The organism is Glaciibacter sp. 2TAF33, assembly GCF_052114945.1.
Classification (GTDB): Bacteria; Actinomycetota; Actinomycetes; order Actinomycetales; family Microbacteriaceae; genus Cryobacterium.
Window position 1 is genome coordinate 1 of the sequence record NZ_JBFRFS010000007.1, and the last position, 18,809, is coordinate 18,809.

11 protein-coding genes are annotated in these 18,809 nt (G+C 68.3%); 3 read left to right on the forward strand and 8 right to left on the reverse strand.

Annotated features, from left to right (window positions below; genetic code table 11):
* Window positions 1-529 precede the first annotated feature (529 nt).
* On the forward strand, window positions 530-1,378 hold the full coding sequence (locus AB4Y94_RS08255; protein WP_441727204.1) for a DarT ssDNA thymidine ADP-ribosyltransferase family protein: 849 nt from the start codon (window positions 530-532) through the stop codon (window positions 1,376-1,378).
* A gap of 174 nt (window positions 1,379-1,552) precedes the next feature.
* Here AB4Y94_RS08255 and AB4Y94_RS08260 read toward each other — a convergent pair whose 3' ends face one another.
* From AB4Y94_RS08260 to AB4Y94_RS08280, 5 genes are all read right to left on the reverse strand, one after another.
* The gene (locus AB4Y94_RS08260) at window positions 1,553-1,831 is read right to left on the reverse strand and encodes an HPr family phosphocarrier protein (RefSeq protein WP_441727206.1); all 279 of its coding nucleotides are present in this window, start codon (window positions 1,829-1,831) and stop codon (window positions 1,553-1,555) included.
* Window positions 1,832-1,934: 103 nt separating this feature from the next.
* Window positions 1,935-3,977 (reverse strand): PTS fructose transporter subunit IIABC, encoded by a 2,043-nt coding sequence (locus AB4Y94_RS08265; RefSeq protein ID WP_441727208.1) that lies wholly within the window; start codon window positions 3,975-3,977, stop codon window positions 1,935-1,937.
* Window position 3,978: 1 nt separating this feature from the next.
* Complete coding sequence (locus AB4Y94_RS08270) at window positions 3,979-4,944, reverse strand: 1-phosphofructokinase family hexose kinase (protein WP_441727210.1); 966 nt, start codon at window positions 4,942-4,944, stop codon at window positions 3,979-3,981.
* Window positions 4,941-5,729, reverse strand: a complete 789-nt coding sequence (locus AB4Y94_RS08275) for a DeoR/GlpR family DNA-binding transcription regulator (protein ID WP_441727212.1) — start codon at window positions 5,727-5,729, stop codon at window positions 4,941-4,943. The genes AB4Y94_RS08270 and AB4Y94_RS08275 overlap by 4 nt, the downstream gene beginning before the upstream one ends.
* A gap of 336 nt (window positions 5,730-6,065) precedes the next feature.
* Window positions 6,066-7,661 carry an MFS transporter gene (locus AB4Y94_RS08280; protein WP_441727213.1) on the reverse strand — a complete coding sequence of 532 codons (1,596 nt, stop codon included), beginning with the start codon at window positions 7,659-7,661 and terminating at the stop codon, window positions 6,066-6,068.
* Between the two features lie 162 nt (window positions 7,662-7,823).
* Here AB4Y94_RS08280 and AB4Y94_RS08285 point away from each other — a divergent pair, with 162 nt between their 5' ends.
* Both AB4Y94_RS08285 and AB4Y94_RS08290 read left to right on the forward strand, forming a co-directional pair.
* Window positions 7,824-9,119, forward strand: coding sequence for an exonuclease SbcCD subunit D (locus tag AB4Y94_RS08285; protein WP_441727215.1), 1,296 nt, complete (start codon window positions 7,824-7,826; stop codon window positions 9,117-9,119).
* Window positions 9,116-12,085: an AAA family ATPase gene (locus AB4Y94_RS08290; RefSeq protein ID WP_441727217.1), complete on the forward strand. Its 2,970-nt coding sequence runs from the start codon at window positions 9,116-9,118 to the stop codon at window positions 12,083-12,085. The genes AB4Y94_RS08285 and AB4Y94_RS08290 overlap by 4 nt, the downstream gene beginning before the upstream one ends.
* A 134-nt stretch (window positions 12,086-12,219) precedes the next feature.
* On the opposite strand, the gene AB4Y94_RS08295 is transcribed toward AB4Y94_RS08290, so the two are convergent.
* From AB4Y94_RS08295 to AB4Y94_RS08305, 3 genes are all read right to left on the reverse strand, one after another.
* Window positions 12,220-13,395 (reverse strand): ScyD/ScyE family protein, encoded by a 1,176-nt coding sequence (locus AB4Y94_RS08295; protein WP_441727219.1) that lies wholly within the window; start codon window positions 13,393-13,395, stop codon window positions 12,220-12,222.
* A 194-nt stretch (window positions 13,396-13,589) separates the two neighbouring features.
* Window positions 13,590-17,000: a DEAD/DEAH box helicase gene (locus AB4Y94_RS08300; RefSeq protein ID WP_441727220.1), complete on the reverse strand. Its 3,411-nt coding sequence runs from the start codon at window positions 16,998-17,000 to the stop codon at window positions 13,590-13,592.
* 50 nt (window positions 17,001-17,050) lie between these two features.
* Window positions 17,051-18,652: an APC family permease gene (locus AB4Y94_RS08305; protein WP_441727222.1), complete on the reverse strand. Its 1,602-nt coding sequence runs from the start codon at window positions 18,650-18,652 to the stop codon at window positions 17,051-17,053.
* Window positions 18,653-18,809 lie beyond the last annotated feature (157 nt).

Genomic DNA, 18,809 nt, shown 5'->3' on the forward strand with positions numbered 1-18,809 from the left:
GCCCCTCGCGGCGCGCCCCCCCCCGCCGCGCCCCCGCCCGCCTCCGCACGCCCCCGCCGCCCCCTCCCGCGCGCGCGCCGCGCGTAACCCCTGCAGATCGAATCGGCCGGGGCCGCGCATCGGCGGAACGACGCCGAAGTGTCTGGCGACCGTCACGGAATTGCAGGAGTTATGCTCGGCGGCCGGCTGAGAGCGCCGATTCAGTGGCAAAGTTCGGTCTCAGAACAGGCCGGTGGCGGATTCAGGAGGTCCTCACGCCGGCGAATGCCGCATCGCTCACCAGCGCGGGGTGCTGCCGGATGACGGCGGATCTCCGGAGTTGGCCACGGAGAGGCGCGGTCGAGGTGACCCGGACATTCGAAAACTGGCTCACTGGCGCGGTGATACGCCCATCATGCGGTGCAAGCCCGACGAATAGGGTCGGCATTCAACTTGTGTCACCTGAGCGCGTGAAATCAACGTAACGTTGATAGATGGACTTCGCGCGTCCGTTCCAGAGGCGCGAAGCCAGCACACGAAAGGTTTCGCGTTGAGCGACGAATGCATTCACGGCCTGGCCAACGGGCTCTGCGCCAGCTGTTTCCCGAAGGCTGCTCCCGAGCCGAGCACCGCAAGCAGGGTGACCAAGCCCCGCGCCAGCCGCGCCCGCGAGGCGGCGACTCCCACCGCGCTGCGCAGCGCACCCGTCGCCACGGCGCCCGCGGTCAAGGCGGTCCGATCCGCCACGAGCTCCGGCGGCAATGTCGCTGAGCAGCGCATCTACCACGTCACCCACATCAGCAACCTCCCCGGCATCCTGGCGTCGGGCGCCCTGCTCCCGGATGCGAGCGAGGCCAGGGACGCCCCGGTTCTCGACATCGCGTCCGAGGGCTACCGCGAGGCCCGGCGCAGCGTCGTCGTGACGAGCGCGGAACGTGAGCGCACCGCCGCCGAATTCGTGCCCTTCTTCCTGTCGCCGGACTCGCTGCTGTGGGAGAGCATCCGTTCGCACGAGGCCGATCCTCGTCTGGCGCCCACCGCCGACGACTGGGTCTCGTTCGATTTCGTCGTTCTGGTGAGCACGGTCGGCAAGGCCGGCGAGGCCGCGGGGGCCGCTGTGGCCGACGGCGACGCGGCCGGGCCGCTGACCCGGTTCGGTACGACGACCGAAGCGCGCGAACGGATGCTGCGCGCCCTGCGGGCAGACAAGGACTCAGACGCCATCCTGGCCGCCGAGTTCCTCGTTGAGGAATCATTCCCGTTCGAGTTGGTCACACTGATCGGTGTCGCAAACGACAAGGTGCGCGACGCGGTCAAGGAGATCCTGTCGGCATCCGGCTTCCGTCCCAAGGTGGCGGTCTACCCGCCGTGGTTCCGGCCGTCCGAAGACCTCGCATAGGTCGAGCGTCGGCCCGGGCTGGTGCCGCATCCGCGCGCACCAGCCCGCACCCTGTGACCCCTCACGGCGCGGGACCGCGGCGTCACCATGCGCGGCAAACGCCGCGGGGCTGGGTACTTGCTGCTGCGGTGCTGGCTGCTGCGGTGCCCGGTGCCGGTGGGGGTGCTGGCGGGGTTACTCGGCGTCCAGGTCGGTCTCGAGCAACGCGACGAGGGATGCGAGCGCGTCGTCGGCGCCCTCACCCTCCGCCCGGAGCACGACGGTGTCGCCGTTTGCGGCACCCAGGCTGATCAGCGACAGGATGCTGGTGGCATCCATGGCGTCGTCGGCCGGCTCACCCTCGAGGCCGATGGTGACTTTCACTCCCGCCTTCCGGGCAGCAGCGACGAAGATTCCAGCGGGGCGTGCGTGCAAGCCGACTCGGCTGGCGATGGTTGCGGTTCGTTCAGTCATGATGGTTCCTTGTACTCGGGCGGAAACGGCTATCGGATATGGGCCGGGCATCGGATGCCGGCGTGCCTGGTCGATGGGTCAGCGACGACGGTGAGCTGCCCCGTCACGCGGTCACCAATGCGGACTCGGATTCGGATTCGGATTCCGTCCGCCGCACGGCGTAGCGCTTGAGTGCGATGACGGACAGGGCCGACACGATGACGCCGATGATGATCGCGAGGACGAACAGCAGCACGTTGTCGATCGCGAAGAACACGAAGATCCCGCCGTGCGGCGCCTTGGACGTGACATGCCACGCCATCGAGAGCGCACCGGTGGTGGCGGCGCCGAGCATGCTGGCCGGGATGACCCGCAGAGGATCCGCCGCAGCGAAGGGGATCGCACCCTCGGAGATGAAGGATGCCCCGAGCAGCCACGCCGCCTTGCCGTTCTCCCGCTCGGCCAGGCTGAACAGCCGGCGGTCGAGCGTGGTCGCCAGCGCCATGGCCAGCGGCGGCACCATCCCGGCCGCCATCACGGCGGCCATGATCTCCCACGGCGCCTGGTTGGTGATCGACGCCGCCCCGAGGCCCGCGACAGCGAACGAGTAGGCGACCTTGTTCACGGGGCCGCCGAGATCGAACGCCATCATCAGGCCGAGGATGATGCCGAGGACGATCGCCGACGCGCCGGTCATGCCGGTCAGCCAGGTGTTCAGCGCCGTCGTCAGCCACGCGATCGGCCCGCCCAGTACGAGGAACATGAGTCCGGATGCCACGATCGAGGCCACCAGCGGGATGATCACCACGGGCATCAGGCTCCGCAGCCAGCGCGGAACGGTGAGCTTCTCGAAGCTGGCCGCGGTGAAGCCGGCCAGAAGCCCGCCGACGATTCCGCCGAGGAACCCGGCGCCCATGAAGCCGGCAACCGCGCCGGCCACGAAACCGGGGGCGATGCCGGGCCGGTCAGCGATGCCGTAGGCGATGTACCCGGCCAGGGCCGGCACCAGGAACCCGAGCGACAGGGCGCCGATCTTGAACAGCACGGCGCCAAGGTAGATGCCCAGGCCGCCATCCGGCAGGTCGAACAGGCTGTTCTGCAGCACCACGGTGTCGGCGACCTTGGTGATCTCATATCCACCGAGCAGGAAGCCGAGCGCGATCAGGAGTCCGCCGCCGGCGACGAAGGGGATCATGTAGCTGACACCGGTGAGCAGTGCACGCTTGAGCTTCTGGCCGATGTGATCGCTGGACTCGCTCGCCCCTTCGGCTGCGGGGTCGAAGCTGCCGCTCACCCGCCGGGCGTTCGGGTTGTCGGCTGCGGCAATGGCCTCCTCGATCATCTTCGCCGGCTCGTCGATTCCCCGTTTGACGGGCGCGTTGATCACGGGTTTCCCGGCGAACCGTTCCCGGCCCCGCACGTCGACGTCTACCGCGAAGATGACGGCATCCGCTGCCGCGATGATGGCCGGGTCGAGCGGCGTCGCGCCGGCGGACCCCTGCGTTTCAACCTGGAGGTCGACTCCGGCATGCTTCGCGGCCGCCACGAGCGCATCGGCGGCCATGTAGGTGTGCGCGATCCCGGTGGGGCAGGCGGTCACGGCGACCAGTCGCCGGGTTGCGGTCATCGTCGAAGCGGATGTCCCGGTGCCGGTTCCTCCGGACGGAGCCGCCGGCGACAGCGCCGGCTCCCCGGCCGAATCGGCGGGCACCGCGACCGGCGAGACGACGGCTGTGACGATGGCCACGATTTCCTGGTCGGACTGAGCTGCCCGCAGCGACGCGGTGAACTCGGGCTTCATCAGGGAACGCGCCAGCTTGGAGAGCAGTTTCAGGTGCGACTGGTCTGCACCCTCCGGCGCAGCGATGAAGAACACCAGGTCGGCGGGGGCGTCGGGTTCGCCGAAGTCCACGGGCGGTGCCAGCCTGGCAAAAGCGAGGGTGGGCTCGTTCACGGCGGCCGAACGGCAATGCGGTATCGCCAGTCCGCCGGGGATTCCGGTGGACGTCTTGTTCTCGCGAGTGATCGCATCCGTGTACAGGCCGTCGACTTCGGTGGCGCGGCCGGCGGCGACCACGAGTTCGGCGAGGTGCCGGATGACGCCGGCCGGGGTGGCGCCGAGGTCCGCGTCCAGCGCGACGAGCTGCGGGGTGATCAACGTGCTCATGTCATCCTCCTATGGATGAGAGGGTCAATGCCGTCACGATGATGGCATCGGGGTGAGTCTGGTGGAGCGCCGGGACGGTGGACCCGGGCAGGGAGGCGGCGGCCGCGCCGTGGGCGGCGGCCTGCCGGAGGCTTTCAGGGGCGGATGCACCGGTAAGGGTTTTCAGAAGGTAACCGGCCAGTGCCGAGTCACCAGCGCCCACGGTGCTGCGGGCTACGATGGGGGGTCCGACGGCCAGCCAGCATCCGTCGGCGGTGACCAGCGCGGCGCCGTGGGAGCCGAGGGTGGCAAGGACGGCGCCGACGCCGGCGTCGACGAGGGTGCGCGCCACCGTGGCGGCGAGCGCCGGATCCGCTTCGAGGGCGGCGGCGTCGGGGAAGCCGGTGAGCTCGGCGAGCTCCTCGGCGTTGGGCTTGATCAGGTCGGGCCCGGCCGGGATGGCGGCGGCCAGCGGCGCGCCGGACGAGTCGATGGCCACCCGGGGTGCCCGGTCGCCGAACCGGCGCCGGAGTTCGCGGGTGATATCGCCGTAAAACGTGGCGGGCACGCCGGGCGGGAGGGAACCGGCGAGCACCAGCCAGTCGGCACCGTCGGCCTCTCGCACGGTGAGCTCGATCAGGGCGCCCTGCTGCTCCTGGCTGAGTTCCGGGCCGGGCTCGTTGAGCTTGGTGGTCGCGCCGTCGGGTTCGGTGATCGCGATGTTACTGCGGAGGGTCGCGCCGATCGGCAGGGCGAGGTGCGGGATGCCCTGAGCCCGCAGCGCGACCAGCACCGGGTCGCTGTCGTCGCCCGGGAGGATCGCGAGGCTCGGCACACCGGAGGCGGTGAGGGCGAGGCAGATATTCACGCCCTTGCCGCCGGGTTCCTGATGGGCGGCAACGGCACGCTGGACGGCGCCGCGGGTGAGCGGCTCGGCCAGTTCGACCGTGCGGTCGAGGCTCGGGTTGGGGGTGAGGGTGACGATCACGCGATCACGACCTCGACGTCGGCCGCCTCGAGGGCGGCGGCGAGGACGGGGGAGGGCGCCGCGTCCGTGATGAGGGTGTCGATGTCGGCGAGGTGGGCGAAGCGCACGAGGGTCTCCTCGCCGAGTTTCGAGGAATCCGCCAGGGCGACGACCCGGCGGGCTGACCGGACGAGAGCGGTCTTGACGGCAGCTTCGACGGCATCCGGTGTGCTGAGCCCGAATTCGGCGTCCACCCCGTTGGTGCCGATGAAGGCGATATCGGGGCGGAGGTCGTCGAGCTGGCTGATGGTACTCGCCCCCACGACGGCCCCGGTGAGGCCGCGCACCCGGCCGCCGAGAATGTGCAACTGCAGTTCGGCGTTCATCGCGAGGATCGAGGCGATCGGGAGCGCGTTGGTGATCACCAGGAGCTGGTCGCCGGGGCTGGCGGGACTCCAGCGAGCAAGGTGGTCGGCCAAGAGGCCCGTGGTCGACCCCGAGTCAAGCAGCACCGACCCCGTCGGGCTCGCGGGGATCATCTTCGCTGCCGCCGCCGCAATGCGTGACTTCTCGGCCTGCCGGGTGGTGCGGCGTTCCGCAAGGCTCGGCTCCGACATGCTGAGCCGGTCGAGGGCGACCGCGCCGCCATGCACGCGGCGCAGCATGCGGCCGATTTCGAGCGAGTCGAGGTCGCGGCGCACGGTCTCTGGCGTGATCTCGAAGCGGGCGGCGAGATCGGCCACCGTCACTCGTTTGCGGCTGGAAACCAGATTGGCGATCAACGCCTGGCGTTCCTCGGCGAACATCCTGTCTCCATCGTCTCGGCTGTGAGTCCCGCATGTGCGAGTTGGTTTGAATGAGATTACGTTTGGTTGTCTGTGTTTGTCAAGGGAAAAGAAGACAAATAAAGAAACAGATGCCTGCACCGGCTGGGCGGCCCCGGGCGAGACTCTGTTCTCCCGACCTCTCACGGGTGGGGAGGGATACCGGGGCTACAGTCGCCACCCGTCCGATGGGCGAGGCTGCCCGATGCGCGGCACCGCCCTGATGTGGGTACGCATCCCGATGGGCGGCAGGTGCGCCGCTACGCGGCAGGCACGCCAACCGCATAGCGGCGCAACTGCCGCGCGACGCCGAGCCGGCTAGCGGTCGCGGCCGTCGGTGCCGACCAGCACGGGAAGGTCGAGCGCCGACGTGGCTGGTTCGTAGCTCGCGTCGAACGGCATCTCGTCGGTGTCGAGCAGCGGGTTCTCGTCCTGCCCGGCAACCAGCTCACGGGCTTCGGCCACCGTGTCGACGCTCGGCATCGACCCGTTCAGCGGTCGCTGCGCGGTCTCCTTGAGGAAGAAGATCGCGGCGCCGCCGATGATCGAGGTGCCGACCAGGTAATACGCCGGCGCCATGTCGTCGCCGGTCCCGGCGATCAGCGCGGCGATGATGAACGGCGTCGTGCCGCCGAAGATCGCCACGGCGAAGTTGTAGGCGATACCCATCGCTCCGTAACGGCTGGCGGTGGGGAACAACGCCGGAAGCGCCGACGCCAGGTTCGCCACGTAGAAGGTGACCGGGAACGCGATCAGGGCGAGGCCGAGCAGGGTGGCCCAGATCGATCCCTCTCCGATCAGCAGGAACGCGGGAATCGCGAACAGAATCGTGCTGCCGGCGCCGATCCACAGCACGGGGCGGCGTCCGATCCGGTCGGAGAGGCGCCCGGCCAGCGGGATGCACAGCGACATCGCCACGAGAATCGGAATCGTCAGCAGCGTGCCGTGCAGCTCGTCGTAACCCTTGGTCTCGGTGAGGTAGGTGGGCATATACGAGGTGAGGGCGTAGCCGACGGTGTTCGCCGCCGCCACCAGCACCATGGCCAGCACGATCTGGCGCCAGTGCGCCTTGACGATGGCCAGGGGGCCGGCGGGAGAAACCGCGGTGACCGACCCGCCGTCGCCGGCTGCGGCATCCGCTGTGGCGAGGGTCTGGGCGTCGAGGGTGGCCTGGAACGCGGGCGACTCCTCCACCTTCATCCGGAAATAGATGGCGATCAGGCCGAGCGGCCCGGCGATGAGGAACGGCACGCGCCAGCCCCACTCCTCCATGGCGCCCTGACCGAGGGTGACCTGCAGGATCGACACGACGGATGCGCCGATCGCGAAACCGAGATAACTCCCCATGTCGAGGAGGCTGGCGAAGAAGCCGCGACGCTTGTCGGGCGCGTGCTCACTGACGAACGTGGTCGCCCCTGCGTACTCGCCGCCGGTGGAGAAGCCCTGCACCAGCTTGGTCAGCACCAGGAGCACAGACGCCCACATGCCGATGGCGGCATATCCGGGCAGGAGCCCGACGGCGAGTGTGGATGCGGCCATCAGGATCAGGGTGGCGGAGAGCACCTTCTGGCGCCCGACGCGGTCGCCGAGCCAGCCGAAGAACACGCCGCCCAGCGGGCGGGCGAGGAAGGTGGCGGCGAAGGTGCCGAGGAGGAACAGGGTCTGCACCGTCGTGTCGGCCTCGGGGAGGAACACCGGACCCATTGTGGTGATGAGATAACCGAAGACCCCGACGTCGTACCATTCCATCGTATTGCCGACGATGGTGCCCCCGACGGCCTTCTTGAGGGTCGGCTGGTCGACGACGTTGACGTCGGACACGGTGAGGCGACGGCGGAGGAGCGGCTTGCGGGCACGGCCGAGATTCGGCGTAGTGCGGGTGGAATTGGAACGAGTGCTGGTGTCTCTGGGCATTTGCTCTTCTCTCGTGGAGATCATTTGCTTGCGACGGAAACGTGCCCGGGTGCGGACAGAATCGCCCAGCCTACCCCGAACGGGGGGTATCTCTGATTCGAGGTTCGCAAATCGCGGGGCGCGCAAACGGGAGTGTCGGTGGTCGCGGCTAGCGTTGAAGACATGAAAATCCTGCACACCTCGGACTGGCACATCGGGCGCACCTTCCACGGTCACTCGACGCTCGAGCACCTGCGGACCGTGCTCGGTGCGCTGGTCGACATCGTGCGCGAACGCCAGGTCGACGTGGTGGCGGTCGCCGGTGACGTGTTTGATTCGTCCACTCCCGCGGCGGAGGCGTACACGGTGTTGACGGATGCGCTGGCTGCGATCCGCGAGGCGGGCGCGAAGGTCGTGATGACCAGCGGCAACCACGATTCCGCCACCCGGCTTGGCTACCTCTCCGACTTCGCCGGACTGGCCGGCATCCATATCCTCACCCGGCACGAGCAACACGACAAGCCGATCACGCTCTCAGACGAGCACGGGCCGGTGCAGTTCTACGGCATCCCCTACCTGGAGCCGGCGCTGATCCGGCATCACTACCCCGAGACCGAGCTGCGCAACCACGAGCAGGCGCTCACCTTCGCGATGGACCGGATCCGTGCCGATCTCTCGGTGCGTGGCGGCCGTTCGGTGGTGCTCTCGCACTGCTTCGCGGTAGGCGTTGGTGCCGGACAGAACGGTGCCGGCGGCGCTGCCAGCGCCGCCGGCAGGGATGGGGAACGGGACATCACCGCCGGTGGCCTCGACTACGTACCGCTCGGCGTGTTCGACGGTCCGGATTATGTCGCCCTCGGCCACATCCACGGGCGCTCCACACTCTCGGTGCCGGTGCGCTACTCCGGTGCCCCGCTGCACTACTCCTTCTCCGAAGCGGGAAAGCCGCGCGGTGGCTGGCTGGTCGAACTCGGTGAGTCCGGCCTGGCATCCGTCGAATGGGTCGACCTGCCGGTGCCGCGCGCGCTCCGCGTGATCAGCGGCAGCATCGACGAACTACTGGCGGATGCCGCGCTGGCCGACCACGAGACCGCCTGGGTTTCCGCGATCCTTACCGACCAGGTGCGACCGATGGACTCGATGCGCCGCCTTCAGCAGCGCTTCCCCTTCTGCGTCACCCTTGAGCACCGCCCGGCCGTCACCGCCGCCACAGTCGTCGCCTCCTACGCCGAGCGGGTCAACAAGAAGACCGATCGGCAGATCTTCGCCGGGTTCCTGGAGCATGTGCGCAACGGCGTCGGCCCGAACGAGAGGGAGCTGGACCTGATCGGCGAAGTCATCGCCGAGGTCTCTGCATCCACCGACGGCGCGGCCACCGACGGCGACGGCGCCGCGGCTCCGTCGGCACAACCTGCCGCCGCCCGGGTCGCCGGAGGACTGTCCGACTCCGAAGCGATCGTCGGGGGAGCCGCAGCGTGAGGATCAAGCACCTCACCGTGTGCGGTTTCGGCCCCTACAAGGCCGAGCAGACGGTCGACTTCGAGGGGTTCCGCGACGACGGCCTGTTCCTGATCAGCGGCAAGACGGGAGCCGGGAAGTCGAGCATCCTCGACGCCATCTGTTATGCCCTCTACGGCAGTATCCCGCGCTTCGAAACCACCCAGCAGAAGCTTCGCAGCGACTATTGCGACGTCGACGACCCCACCTTCGTCGAACTCGAATTCGCGGTCAACGGGACCGACTACCGGGTGCGGCGCACCCCGGAATACGCACGACCCAAAGCCCGCGGAGACGGCACCACCCTGCAGAAGCCGACGGCGGAACTGTACCGCCGGGTGGACGGCGACTGGGAGGGCGTTGCGGCGCGGCCCGTCGACGTCGGCAACGAACTCGACCAGATCCTCGGACTGTCGAAGGACCAGTTCCTCCAGGTGATCCTCCTCGCCCAGAACCGATTCCAGGAGTTCCTGCTCGCCCGCAACGACGACCGTCAGGCCGTGTTGCGCAGCCTGTTCGGTACCCGGCGATTCGAACAGATGGAAGAGGCCCTGATCGAACGCCGGAAGTCCGTGGAGGCCGAGCTGGGGTTCGCTCGCCAGAAGCTGGCCCAGCATGCGGTGCACGCGGCCAGCCTGCTGCCCGGCCAGGAACACGAGCCCGAGGCGCCCGATCTCGCCTGGTTCACCGCTGCGCTCGCCGGGCTGCGGCACGAGTTGGATGCCGCATCGGAATCGGCGGGGCTCGCCGATGCCGCCGTCACCGCGGCGGAGATCGTTCACCAGTCCCTCGCCGACCGGCGGAAGCTTCAACAGCGTCGGGACGGCGCTGCCGCCCGACTCCGGGAGCTGGAGACGGAGCAGCCCGATGTCGACGCCGACCGGGTGACACTCGCCACCGCATTGCGTGCCGCGGCCGTGTGGCCGCACGTGCTCGCGCGGCAGGAGGCGCAGGCCGACCGGGACGAGGCGGCATCTGTCGAGGTGGCCGCACGCGAGGCCTACCGCCCGTTCGAACCGGCGAACGTCGCCGCGATCACCGGTGCTGCCCTCAAGTCCAGCATCGACCGCACGACCAAGACCCTCGGCGGCCTCGAATCGGTGCTCGCCGATGAACTGCAGCTGCCGGCGCTGGCAGTCGAGATCAGGGCCCTCCAGTCGTCGTTCGACGAGTGCGATGCCGCCGTCACCGACGCCGCCGAACGAATCCAGGCGCTCCCGGGCCGCATTGAAGACGTCGGTGTGCGCCTGGCGCACGCGCAGGCGCGAGCCGGCGGCGAGGCCGACATTTCCGATGTGGTGAAGCGGTTGACGGATGCCCGTACCGCGGCGAAGCAAGCCGAAGCCCTCGCGCCACGCCACGATGCCGCCCTGCGCGCCGAGACTCGTGCCAGCGGCGACTACGCGGCGGCCGCGGCCCGGATCCATGAGCTGATGCAGCGGCGGCTGGCCGGTCATGCGGGCGAACTGGCCGCGGGCCTGCTCGAGGGCGAACCGTGTGCGGTGTGCGGGTCCCCCGACCACCCGGCGCCCGCGAGACCGAGCGGCAACCCCGTCACCGGTGACGACATCGAGCGGGCACGTGTGGCGGCCGACGCGTGCAAGGCGACGATGGATTCCGCCCATAGCGAGGCGCGGACTCTCGGCACCCAACTCGCCGAAGCGCGCACCCTGGCAGGCGAGAAGACGTTCCGGCAGCTGGACGACGAGCTCGATGCCGCGAAGGCGACGTTGGAGGACGCCCGCGCGGCCGGGCGTGAGGTCACCACGCTCGCGGATGAGCAGGCGCGCCTGCGCGGCGAACTCTCCACAGCCCAGACCGGCCTGGAGAAATTGCGCGCCGACCGCGATGCCGCCGCCGCCGAACACGCCGCCCGGCAGTCCGCCCGCTCGGCCATCGAGCAGCGAATTGCGAATCACCTCGCCGGCCATGACACCGTCTCCGACCACGTGCGTCACCTTCTGCAGCATCTTGACGCCGCGAACGCACTCGCGGACGCCATCACCGAAAGCCGCGCCCAGGCGAAGACCCTGGCCGCAGCCGTGGTCGGCCTCGCCGCCCAACTGCGAGAGTTCGACTTCGACGACGAGGTGGCAGTGCGGGCCGCCCGCCTGGAAGCCGGCGATGTGACCGCGCTCGAAGCCAGGATCCGCGCCCACGAGCAGGCAGTGGGCACCGCCAGGTTCACGCTCGCCGAGCCCGAACTTACCGGTCTCCCCGCCACGCCCATCGACCTTGCCGAAAGCCAGGATGCGCTGGGTGACGCCCGGGACCGGCGTGACCAGGCGCTGGCGGCGCAGGGTTCCCTCGCGGAACGCCATACCCAGCTCACGGCAGTGGTGCGGTCAGCGCGCGCACAACTCACGGAATCCGCGGGGCTGCACGAGGCATACGCGCACCTGCGCCAACTGGCCGGCGTCGTGCAGGGCAACGAGCCCAACACCAAGCGGATGCGCCTGGAAACCTACGTGCTCGCCGCGCAGCTCGAGGAGATCGTCGCGGCGGCCAACACCCGACTGCGAATGATGACGAGCGGGCGCTACCTCCTCGAACACGACGATTCGGTGCAGTACCGCAACACCCGCTCGGGCCTGGGGCTCTCCATTCTCGACCAGCACACCGGTCGCGCGCGGCCCACGCACTCGCTCTCCGGCGGGGAGACGTTCCTCGCGTCGCTGGCCCTTGCCCTCGGGCTGGCGGAGGTGGTGACCAACCAGGCGGGCGGAATCACCCTCGACACCCTCTTCATCGATGAGGGCTTCGGGTCGCTCGACAGCGACACGCTGGAGATCGCGATGGGCACGCTGGACAGCTTGCGCGCCGGCGGGCGCACCATCGGCCTGATCAGCCACGTCGACGCGATGAAGGAACAGATCCCCGCGAAGCTGCGCATCACCGTCACCGACCAAGGCTGGAGCGAGATCGAACCCGCTTACGAGCTGGCCTGACCGACAGCTGGGACGTCGCGCGCCCCGTGCCGGACGCCCGGAGACAAGGACGAACCCGGCGGCCTGCACGGTGGACCGCCGGGTTCCGGGTGGGGATCACCCACGCTTCCAGTTCAATCTATCGAAAGCGGTGCCTACCCGACAGAGTTGAGCAGTCGGCTCGACCCGCTCAGGGAGAGTGTCACGACCGACAGCTTTCCGGGTTCCGGACCGGTCGGACCGAAGATGGCGGCGTTGTGGGTCACGTAGACCTTCCCGTTGCGCAATTCGATCGCGGCAGGTGAGGTCACCGGGATCGACGACGCAGCCACGCTGGTGTTCGGCAGGATCACGGACACCTGGCCGGTGCCCTTCGGGCCGCCGAACATCTCATTCACGGCGATGGTGCCCGTGATGTTGTCGACCGCCAGTCCGGTGGCTCCGACGAGCCCGGTGGCGACAGTGATGATCTCACCGGTTGCCGGGTTGATCTTCACGATGCTGCCGCGTGCGCCCAGGCTGGCGTCTTCGGGGCCTCCCGGAAGGGAAGTCACGTACAGCCATCCGCCGGGGCCGATCTCAACGTCAGTCGGAACGGCCTCGAACGCGTAGCCGTGCCCGGCCGCGCACGCGGGCCAGCCGAGACCCGCCGCCATTTCGGCGGAGACGGTCACCGGCGCGGTGGGCGGCAGTACCGCAACCGTGGAGACGGTGCCGTCCATGCCGACGCGGAGAATGTCGTTACCGCCGGCGTCCGCGACGTACACCGCGTTGCTGGTCGCGGCCGACGCATACACATGGGTGTCAACGACACCGGTGTAGAACCCCTGCGGAGGCGTGTCGGGTCCGGGAGGGCCCGACGGAGGCGGCGGGAACTCCGCCATGCACTCGGGGGTCAGGTCGGTGAAACCGTAGTGGTTCACCTGGTCCGGATTGTTGGTCGCCTCATACAGTCCGAGGTCGGCCAGCTGCGTCGGGGTACCGCCCGGAGTCAGCTTCATCAACGAGAACACCGCTGTCGGCTGGTCGCCCTGGGAGAAGTAGACCACGCCGCCGAGCGACGACACCGCACCGATCTCCATTCCCGGTGCGGAGGCAACCGTCGTGCGCTTACCGCCCGGAGTGATCCGTTCGAGTGTGCCGGCGAAATTCTGCGAGACGTAGACGTTGCTGGTTGCGTCAATCGCGAGGCTCAGCGGTCCCACGAGGTTGTTCGCGATGGTCGAGACCTTGCCGATCGAAATGGACGGTGCTGCCGACGCCGGGGACGCCACGGCCAGCGTGACGAGCGCGGCCGAACAGGCGACCGCGACGAAGATCCGTTTTTTCACCACGTGCTCCTTTGCTACCGAGATGGCCGGGCGGCGTGCCGATCGGTCGGGGTCGCCTGATCGATGAAACCCGTCGGGTCGAGCCACCATGGCGACCGGTCGACGTGTCGCCCGGTGCGACGGAAAACATGTCGCGACGGCACCCTAGTACGGGGGACACGGGTTTGTCGAGGTTTACTCAGGTATTCCCGCCATCAGTCCTCGAGCAGGCCGCGGATGTCGTCCGCGGTCAACGCCGAACTGAACATGGCGTCATCGTCCATCACCGAGCGGAACAGTTTCGCCTTCTTGTCCTTGAGCGCCATGACCTTCTCCTCGATGGTTCCGGTGGCAATCATCCGGTACACCATGACGTTCCGGGTCTGGCCGATGCGGTGGGTGCGGTCGACGGCCTGCGCCTCGGTCGCGGGGTTCCACCACGGGTCGAGCAGGAAGACGTAGTCCGCCTCGGTGAGGTTCAGGCCGAACCCGCCGGCTTTCAGGCTGATCAGGAAGACCGGCGCGGTGCCGCTCTTGAACCGGTCGATGACATCAGACCGGTGGAGAGTCGAGCCGTCCAGGTAACAGTAGGCGATGCCTTGCGCGTCGAGTCGCTCCGCCGCTTTTTTCAGGAACGACGTGAACTGGCTGAAGATGAGTGCGCGGTGACCCTCGGCAACCACGTCGTCCAACTGCTCGAGCAGCGCATCGAGCTTGCTCGAGGGCACGTGTGCGTACTTCTCGTCGACGAGGGAGGCGTCGAGGCTCAGCATCCGCAGAAGGGTCAGTGAACGGAAGACGATGAACCGGTTCTTGTCCATATCGTCGATCAGCCCGAGCAGTTTCTGCCGCTCGCGCTGCAGGAACGTGTCATACAGCTTCCGGTGCCGTGGCTCGAGGTCGATCTGCAGCAACTGTTCCTGCTTGGCCGGGAGGTCGCCGGCGACAAGTTCTTTGCTGCGCCGCATCATCAGCGGGCGGATGCGTCGGCGCAGCTTGGCGAGCAACTCGGCGCTGTTCGGGGTGGTCGCCCGCGACGCTTCGCCGTTGTTGCGCACTCCCTTATCGGCGCCTTCGATCGGGCGCTGGTAGACCTCGGTGAATTTGCGGGCCGACGGGAACAGGCCGGGGGCGACGATGGAGAACAGCGAGTGAAGCTCGAGGAGGTTGTTTTCCATCGGAGTACCCGTGATGGCCAGCTTGAACGGGGCATTCAGATCGCGGGCGCTGATGTGCACGCGTGCCGCGCGGTTCTTCACGAACTGCGCTTCGTCGAGGATCAGGCCGGCCCATCCGTGCGCCTGGTAGGAGTCGAAATCGAGGCGGAACAACGCGTACGACGTGACCACCACGTCGGCGCCGAGCGCCGCATCCGTCAGCGGGGTGCCGCTCTTCGCCGCGGTGGCGGCGATGCCGACGACGGTCAATCCCGGGGCGAAACGCGCGGCCTCGGTGAGCCAGTTCGAGACGACGGAGGTGGGGGCGACCACCAGGAAGGGGCGCCTGTCATCTCCCTGCTCCCTGGCGTGCAGGATCAGGGCAAGGGTCTGCAGCGTCTTGCCCAGCCCCATGTCGTCGGCGAGAATGCCCCCGAGTTCATGCCGCCACAGGAATGTGAGCCAGTTGAAGCCGTCGCGCTGGTACGGGCGGAGAGTCGCCCGCAAACCAGTGGGCAGGGGAGTGGGAGTGGCGAGGGTGTCGAGTGCGGCCAGTTCATTCAATCCGCTGACCGCTGCACGCCAACCCTCCGCCTGCTCGGTCGAGTCGGCGAGATCTTCGAACTCGGCCCAGAGGCCGGCCTGGTAGCGGCTGATGCGAAGCCCGGTCTCCCACTCCGCGAGCGATTGGGCCTCGTCGATCAGCTCGCGCAGCTGCTCGAACGCGGGGTGCTGGAGCGACAGGTAGGAGTGGTCGATCAGCAGCAGTTTCGTCTGCCCGGTGGCCAACGCCTTGAACAGCGGCCCGAATGGCACCTGTTTGCCGTCGATGGTGACGATGACGCCGAGGTCGAACCAATCCCGCTGGTCGGTTTCAACCGTGGTGACAGTGAGCGTGGGCGGCGCGGTCAGTTCCCGGTAGTCCGGCTTGTCTCCGACGACGTCGACCCGCACGCCGTCGAGCGCCTCGATCCGCGGCAGGTCTTTCTCGGTGAACTCGGCTGCCGTCACTCCCTGCACGGTCAACGTCGGCTGCAGCAGCTCGGGGCGGAGCAGGGCGGTCACCCGGGCCAGGGCCTCCTGCTCGACGGTCTCGTCGCGGCCGTGCTGGTCGGCAATGGTGGCACGCAACGGCTTGCGGCTCGGGACCGGGGTGTCGTGGTACTCCCATTCCCAGTCCAGCCGCACGGTGTGCTTCGGCAGGAACGTGGCAGTGAGCACGAGCTCGGGTGGCGCGATCTCGGGGAATTCGACCGAGGCATCCGTGCTGGTGACCGGGATCGTCTTGCGGAGTGCCGGGTAGAAATCGGCGAAGAACTCCGGCACGTCGGGGGCAGGGACGGTCACCAGCGGCGGCTGGCCGAGGAGGCGGTGCTGCTCGGCGCTGAGCGTGTCAGCGGTGGGGGCCAGGGTGATGGTGGACGGAGTTGCCAGGTCGTAGCTGTAGACCCCGTGGTCGGCGATCGCGCCGGCCCGGTCGGAGGGGTGCGCGGTCCCGTCGATGATGAGCGTCGTCGTGAGCCGAAGGCCGGCGCCGGGTTGTGTGGAGGCGTCGAGGCTCACGTCCGCGCGGTGGCCGATGACGACGGTGGTGTCCTTCTTGCTGCCGACGAAGCCGATGCCGAGGCGCACCGCCTCGGCGAACAGCGGCCACAGCAGCGGACTGTTGAATTCGTCGAGGTAGCACCAGTCGGGGTCCTGCCCGGCGTACGCCTGCGGGGTGGCCCGGTGGAGTGCGGCGAGCTGGCAGAACCAGCGGTGCTGGGCCGGGTTGAGGTTCATCCGGTTGACGCCGTATATGAGGTTGTTCCAGGTGAGTCCGGCGCGCACCCACTTGCCGGAGGCCCCCAGCGTCACCGGCCGCACCCCGAGCCGTATCTGGCCGGACGCCCCATCGGCCGCTCCGGCCGCACGGATCTGCGGACCGCGCCAGCGTTCCTCGGTGCGCGGGGCTTCCTCACGAACCTCGAACTGCAGGCTCATGGTCACGGGGGGCTTGAGAAGTGCCGGGGCGAAGGTGGCCGGGTTGGCGAAGCCGGGAATCCTGCGGCTCGCGGCCGTGGGCGGCGGCTCGGTCACAACGCCGACCACTCGCTTCCACTCGGGGGCGCGTGCGGTCTCGGTGGGGGGCCGCCCGCCGCCGACCCCGGCGGCCTGCTTCAGGTGGGCGGCATTGCTGCTCAGGAGGGTGGCGGCGACGTGCTTGCAATCCCAGTCCATGGGGCAGGTGCACGTGCTGTCCACCGGCTTGCTGTACCCATTCCGAGTGGCGTGCAGCTCGATTTCGCAGTGGTACGGGCGAGGTTCGCTGCCCTGCACGGTGGCACGGAGCACGCCTTCGCCGGCGTCCCATTCGAGGGCGGTGACCGCGCCGTTCCGGGCATACGCCTGGGCCCGGTCGAACGATGCCTTGCCGACCAGGCGGATGATGTCGCCCATGTCCACGAGCGGGAACGCGTCTGAGGACATTCATAAATGCTCTCATGAACGAGGGTGCAGAATCTGGTGCTCTGGTGTTCCTAGGCCGCCGGGGTCTGGCTGGCCGGCGCCGGCGCATCCGTTGTCTGGTCGGAGGCCCTCGGCAGGGTCCGGCCGAGGAAGTAGTCCGGCCGCCGCGCCCACCAGATCAGCATCAGCACCACCCCGAGCAGCAGCCCGCCGATTCCGACCACCGCCTCGGCGCCGATGCCGAAGATGGTCACGTTGTTGCCGTTGTCGTCGGTCAGCCAGTCGGGGGCAGCGAACTGGATGGTGCCGTAGATGAATACCGCCAAGAGCATCAGCCCGCCGGCCAGCGGGAAGATGCCGCGCATGACGAGGTTGCGGAACGACGAGGTGAGCGTCTTGCGGTAGTACCAGACGCAGGTGAAGCCGGTGAGCCCGTAGTAGAACGCGATCATCAGGCCGATCGACCCGATCAGCGCGTTGAGCAGGTTCGAACTGATCAGGGTGAAGATGAGGTAGAACGCCATCGAGGCCAGTCCCATGCCGATCGTCGACCAGGTCGGTGTGAGAAAACGCGGGTGGATGCGCGCGAATTGCTCGGGAATCGCCTTGAAAACAGCCATCGACAGCGTGGTGCGGGCGGTGGGCAGGATGGTGGTCTGGGTCGAAGCGGATGCCGACGTGAGGATCGACGCCGCCAGGAACAAGATACAGATGTGGCCGATCACGCTGTCGCCGAAGAGTGCCGGGCCGATGGCTGTGAACACGTCGTTGGCGTTCGCCTCGTTGCCGAGCCCGATTCCCTTGGTATCGACCCCGGCGAAGGCGACGGCCGCGACGGTGACCAGTGCGTAGGTGACCAGCAGCAGGATGGTGCTGATGACGGCAGCGCGTCCGGGGGTCTTGCCCGGGTCGCTGGTTTCCTCGTTCACCGAGACGGCGGTGTCCCAGCCCCAGTAGATGAAAATCGCGGTGAGCAGGGCCGGAGCGATGATGCTGCCGAAATCCAGCCCGAACGGGTTGAACCAGTCGAGCGCGGGAACGATCGAGTAGCTCTCACCGGTGCCGGTGTAGACCCGTACCAGCGCGAACGCCGCGAACAGGATCAGCACGATCACCTCGATGCTGAGCAACACCATCTGGATGCGTGCGGACAATTCGATGCCGCGGTAACAGATGTAGGTCATGATCGCGATCCACGCGAGCCCCGCCACCGTGGACCAGAGCACGCTGTCGGCGAGGTCGGCGACGGCGGGGAGGCCGAATCCGCCGATGAATGTGAACGAGTACGAGCCGGCGACCGCAGCGAGGTTGGCCATCACGATGACGTCGGCGACGATGATTCCCCACCCGCCCATCCAGCCGGTGACGGGACCGAATGCCCGGGTCGCCCAGGTGAAGGTGGTGCCGCAGTCGGGTTCGGCCCGATTGAGCTCCTGGTAGGCCACCGCGATGAAGTACATCGGGATGAAGGCGAGCAGCACAATCCCGGGGGCATGAACGCCCGAGAGGAGTGCGCCGCCACTGGCGACGATGAATCCCAGGCTGGCGGCGAGGCTGTAGGCCGGGGCCGTCGAGGACACGCCGACCACGACGCTTGAGATCAGCCCGAGGGCGCCGTCTTTGAGCCCTTTGCTCTCGACCCGGTCTGAACGAGGTGGCACGGTGGACGTCATCAGCGGATTCCCAACGCAGCAACCGTCACGCAGGGCGGCTGGTTCGAATCATCGCGGTCGTTCGGTGGCGAGCGATCTGAATACCGGAATGGTAACGCGTCCGCTGCTTCCGGTAAACCGGGTGGAGCAGCGAATCCTCGAAGCCACTCCGCGCTGC

Coding starts and splice junctions, on each gene's coding strand:
- AB4Y94_RS08260 (WP_441727206.1), bottom strand. CDS start 1,831: ATGACTGAACGAACCGCAACCATCGCCAGCCGAGTCGGCTTGCACGCA.
- AB4Y94_RS08265 (WP_441727208.1), bottom strand. CDS start 3,977: ATGAGCACGTTGATCACCCCGCAGCTCGTCGCGCTGGACGCGGACCTC.
- AB4Y94_RS08275 (WP_441727212.1), bottom strand. CDS start 5,729: ATGTTCGCCGAGGAACGCCAGGCGTTGATCGCCAATCTGGTTTCCAGC.
- AB4Y94_RS08280 (WP_441727213.1), bottom strand. CDS start 7,661: ATGCCCAGAGACACCAGCACTCGTTCCAATTCCACCCGCACTACGCCG.
- AB4Y94_RS08285 (WP_441727215.1), top strand. CDS start 7,824: ATGAAAATCCTGCACACCTCGGACTGGCACATCGGGCGCACCTTCCAC.
- AB4Y94_RS08300 (WP_441727220.1), bottom strand. CDS start 17,000: ATGTCCTCAGACGCGTTCCCGCTCGTGGACATGGGCGACATCATCCGC.
- AB4Y94_RS08305 (WP_441727222.1), bottom strand. CDS start 18,652: ATGACGTCCACCGTGCCACCTCGTTCAGACCGGGTCGAGAGCAAAGGG.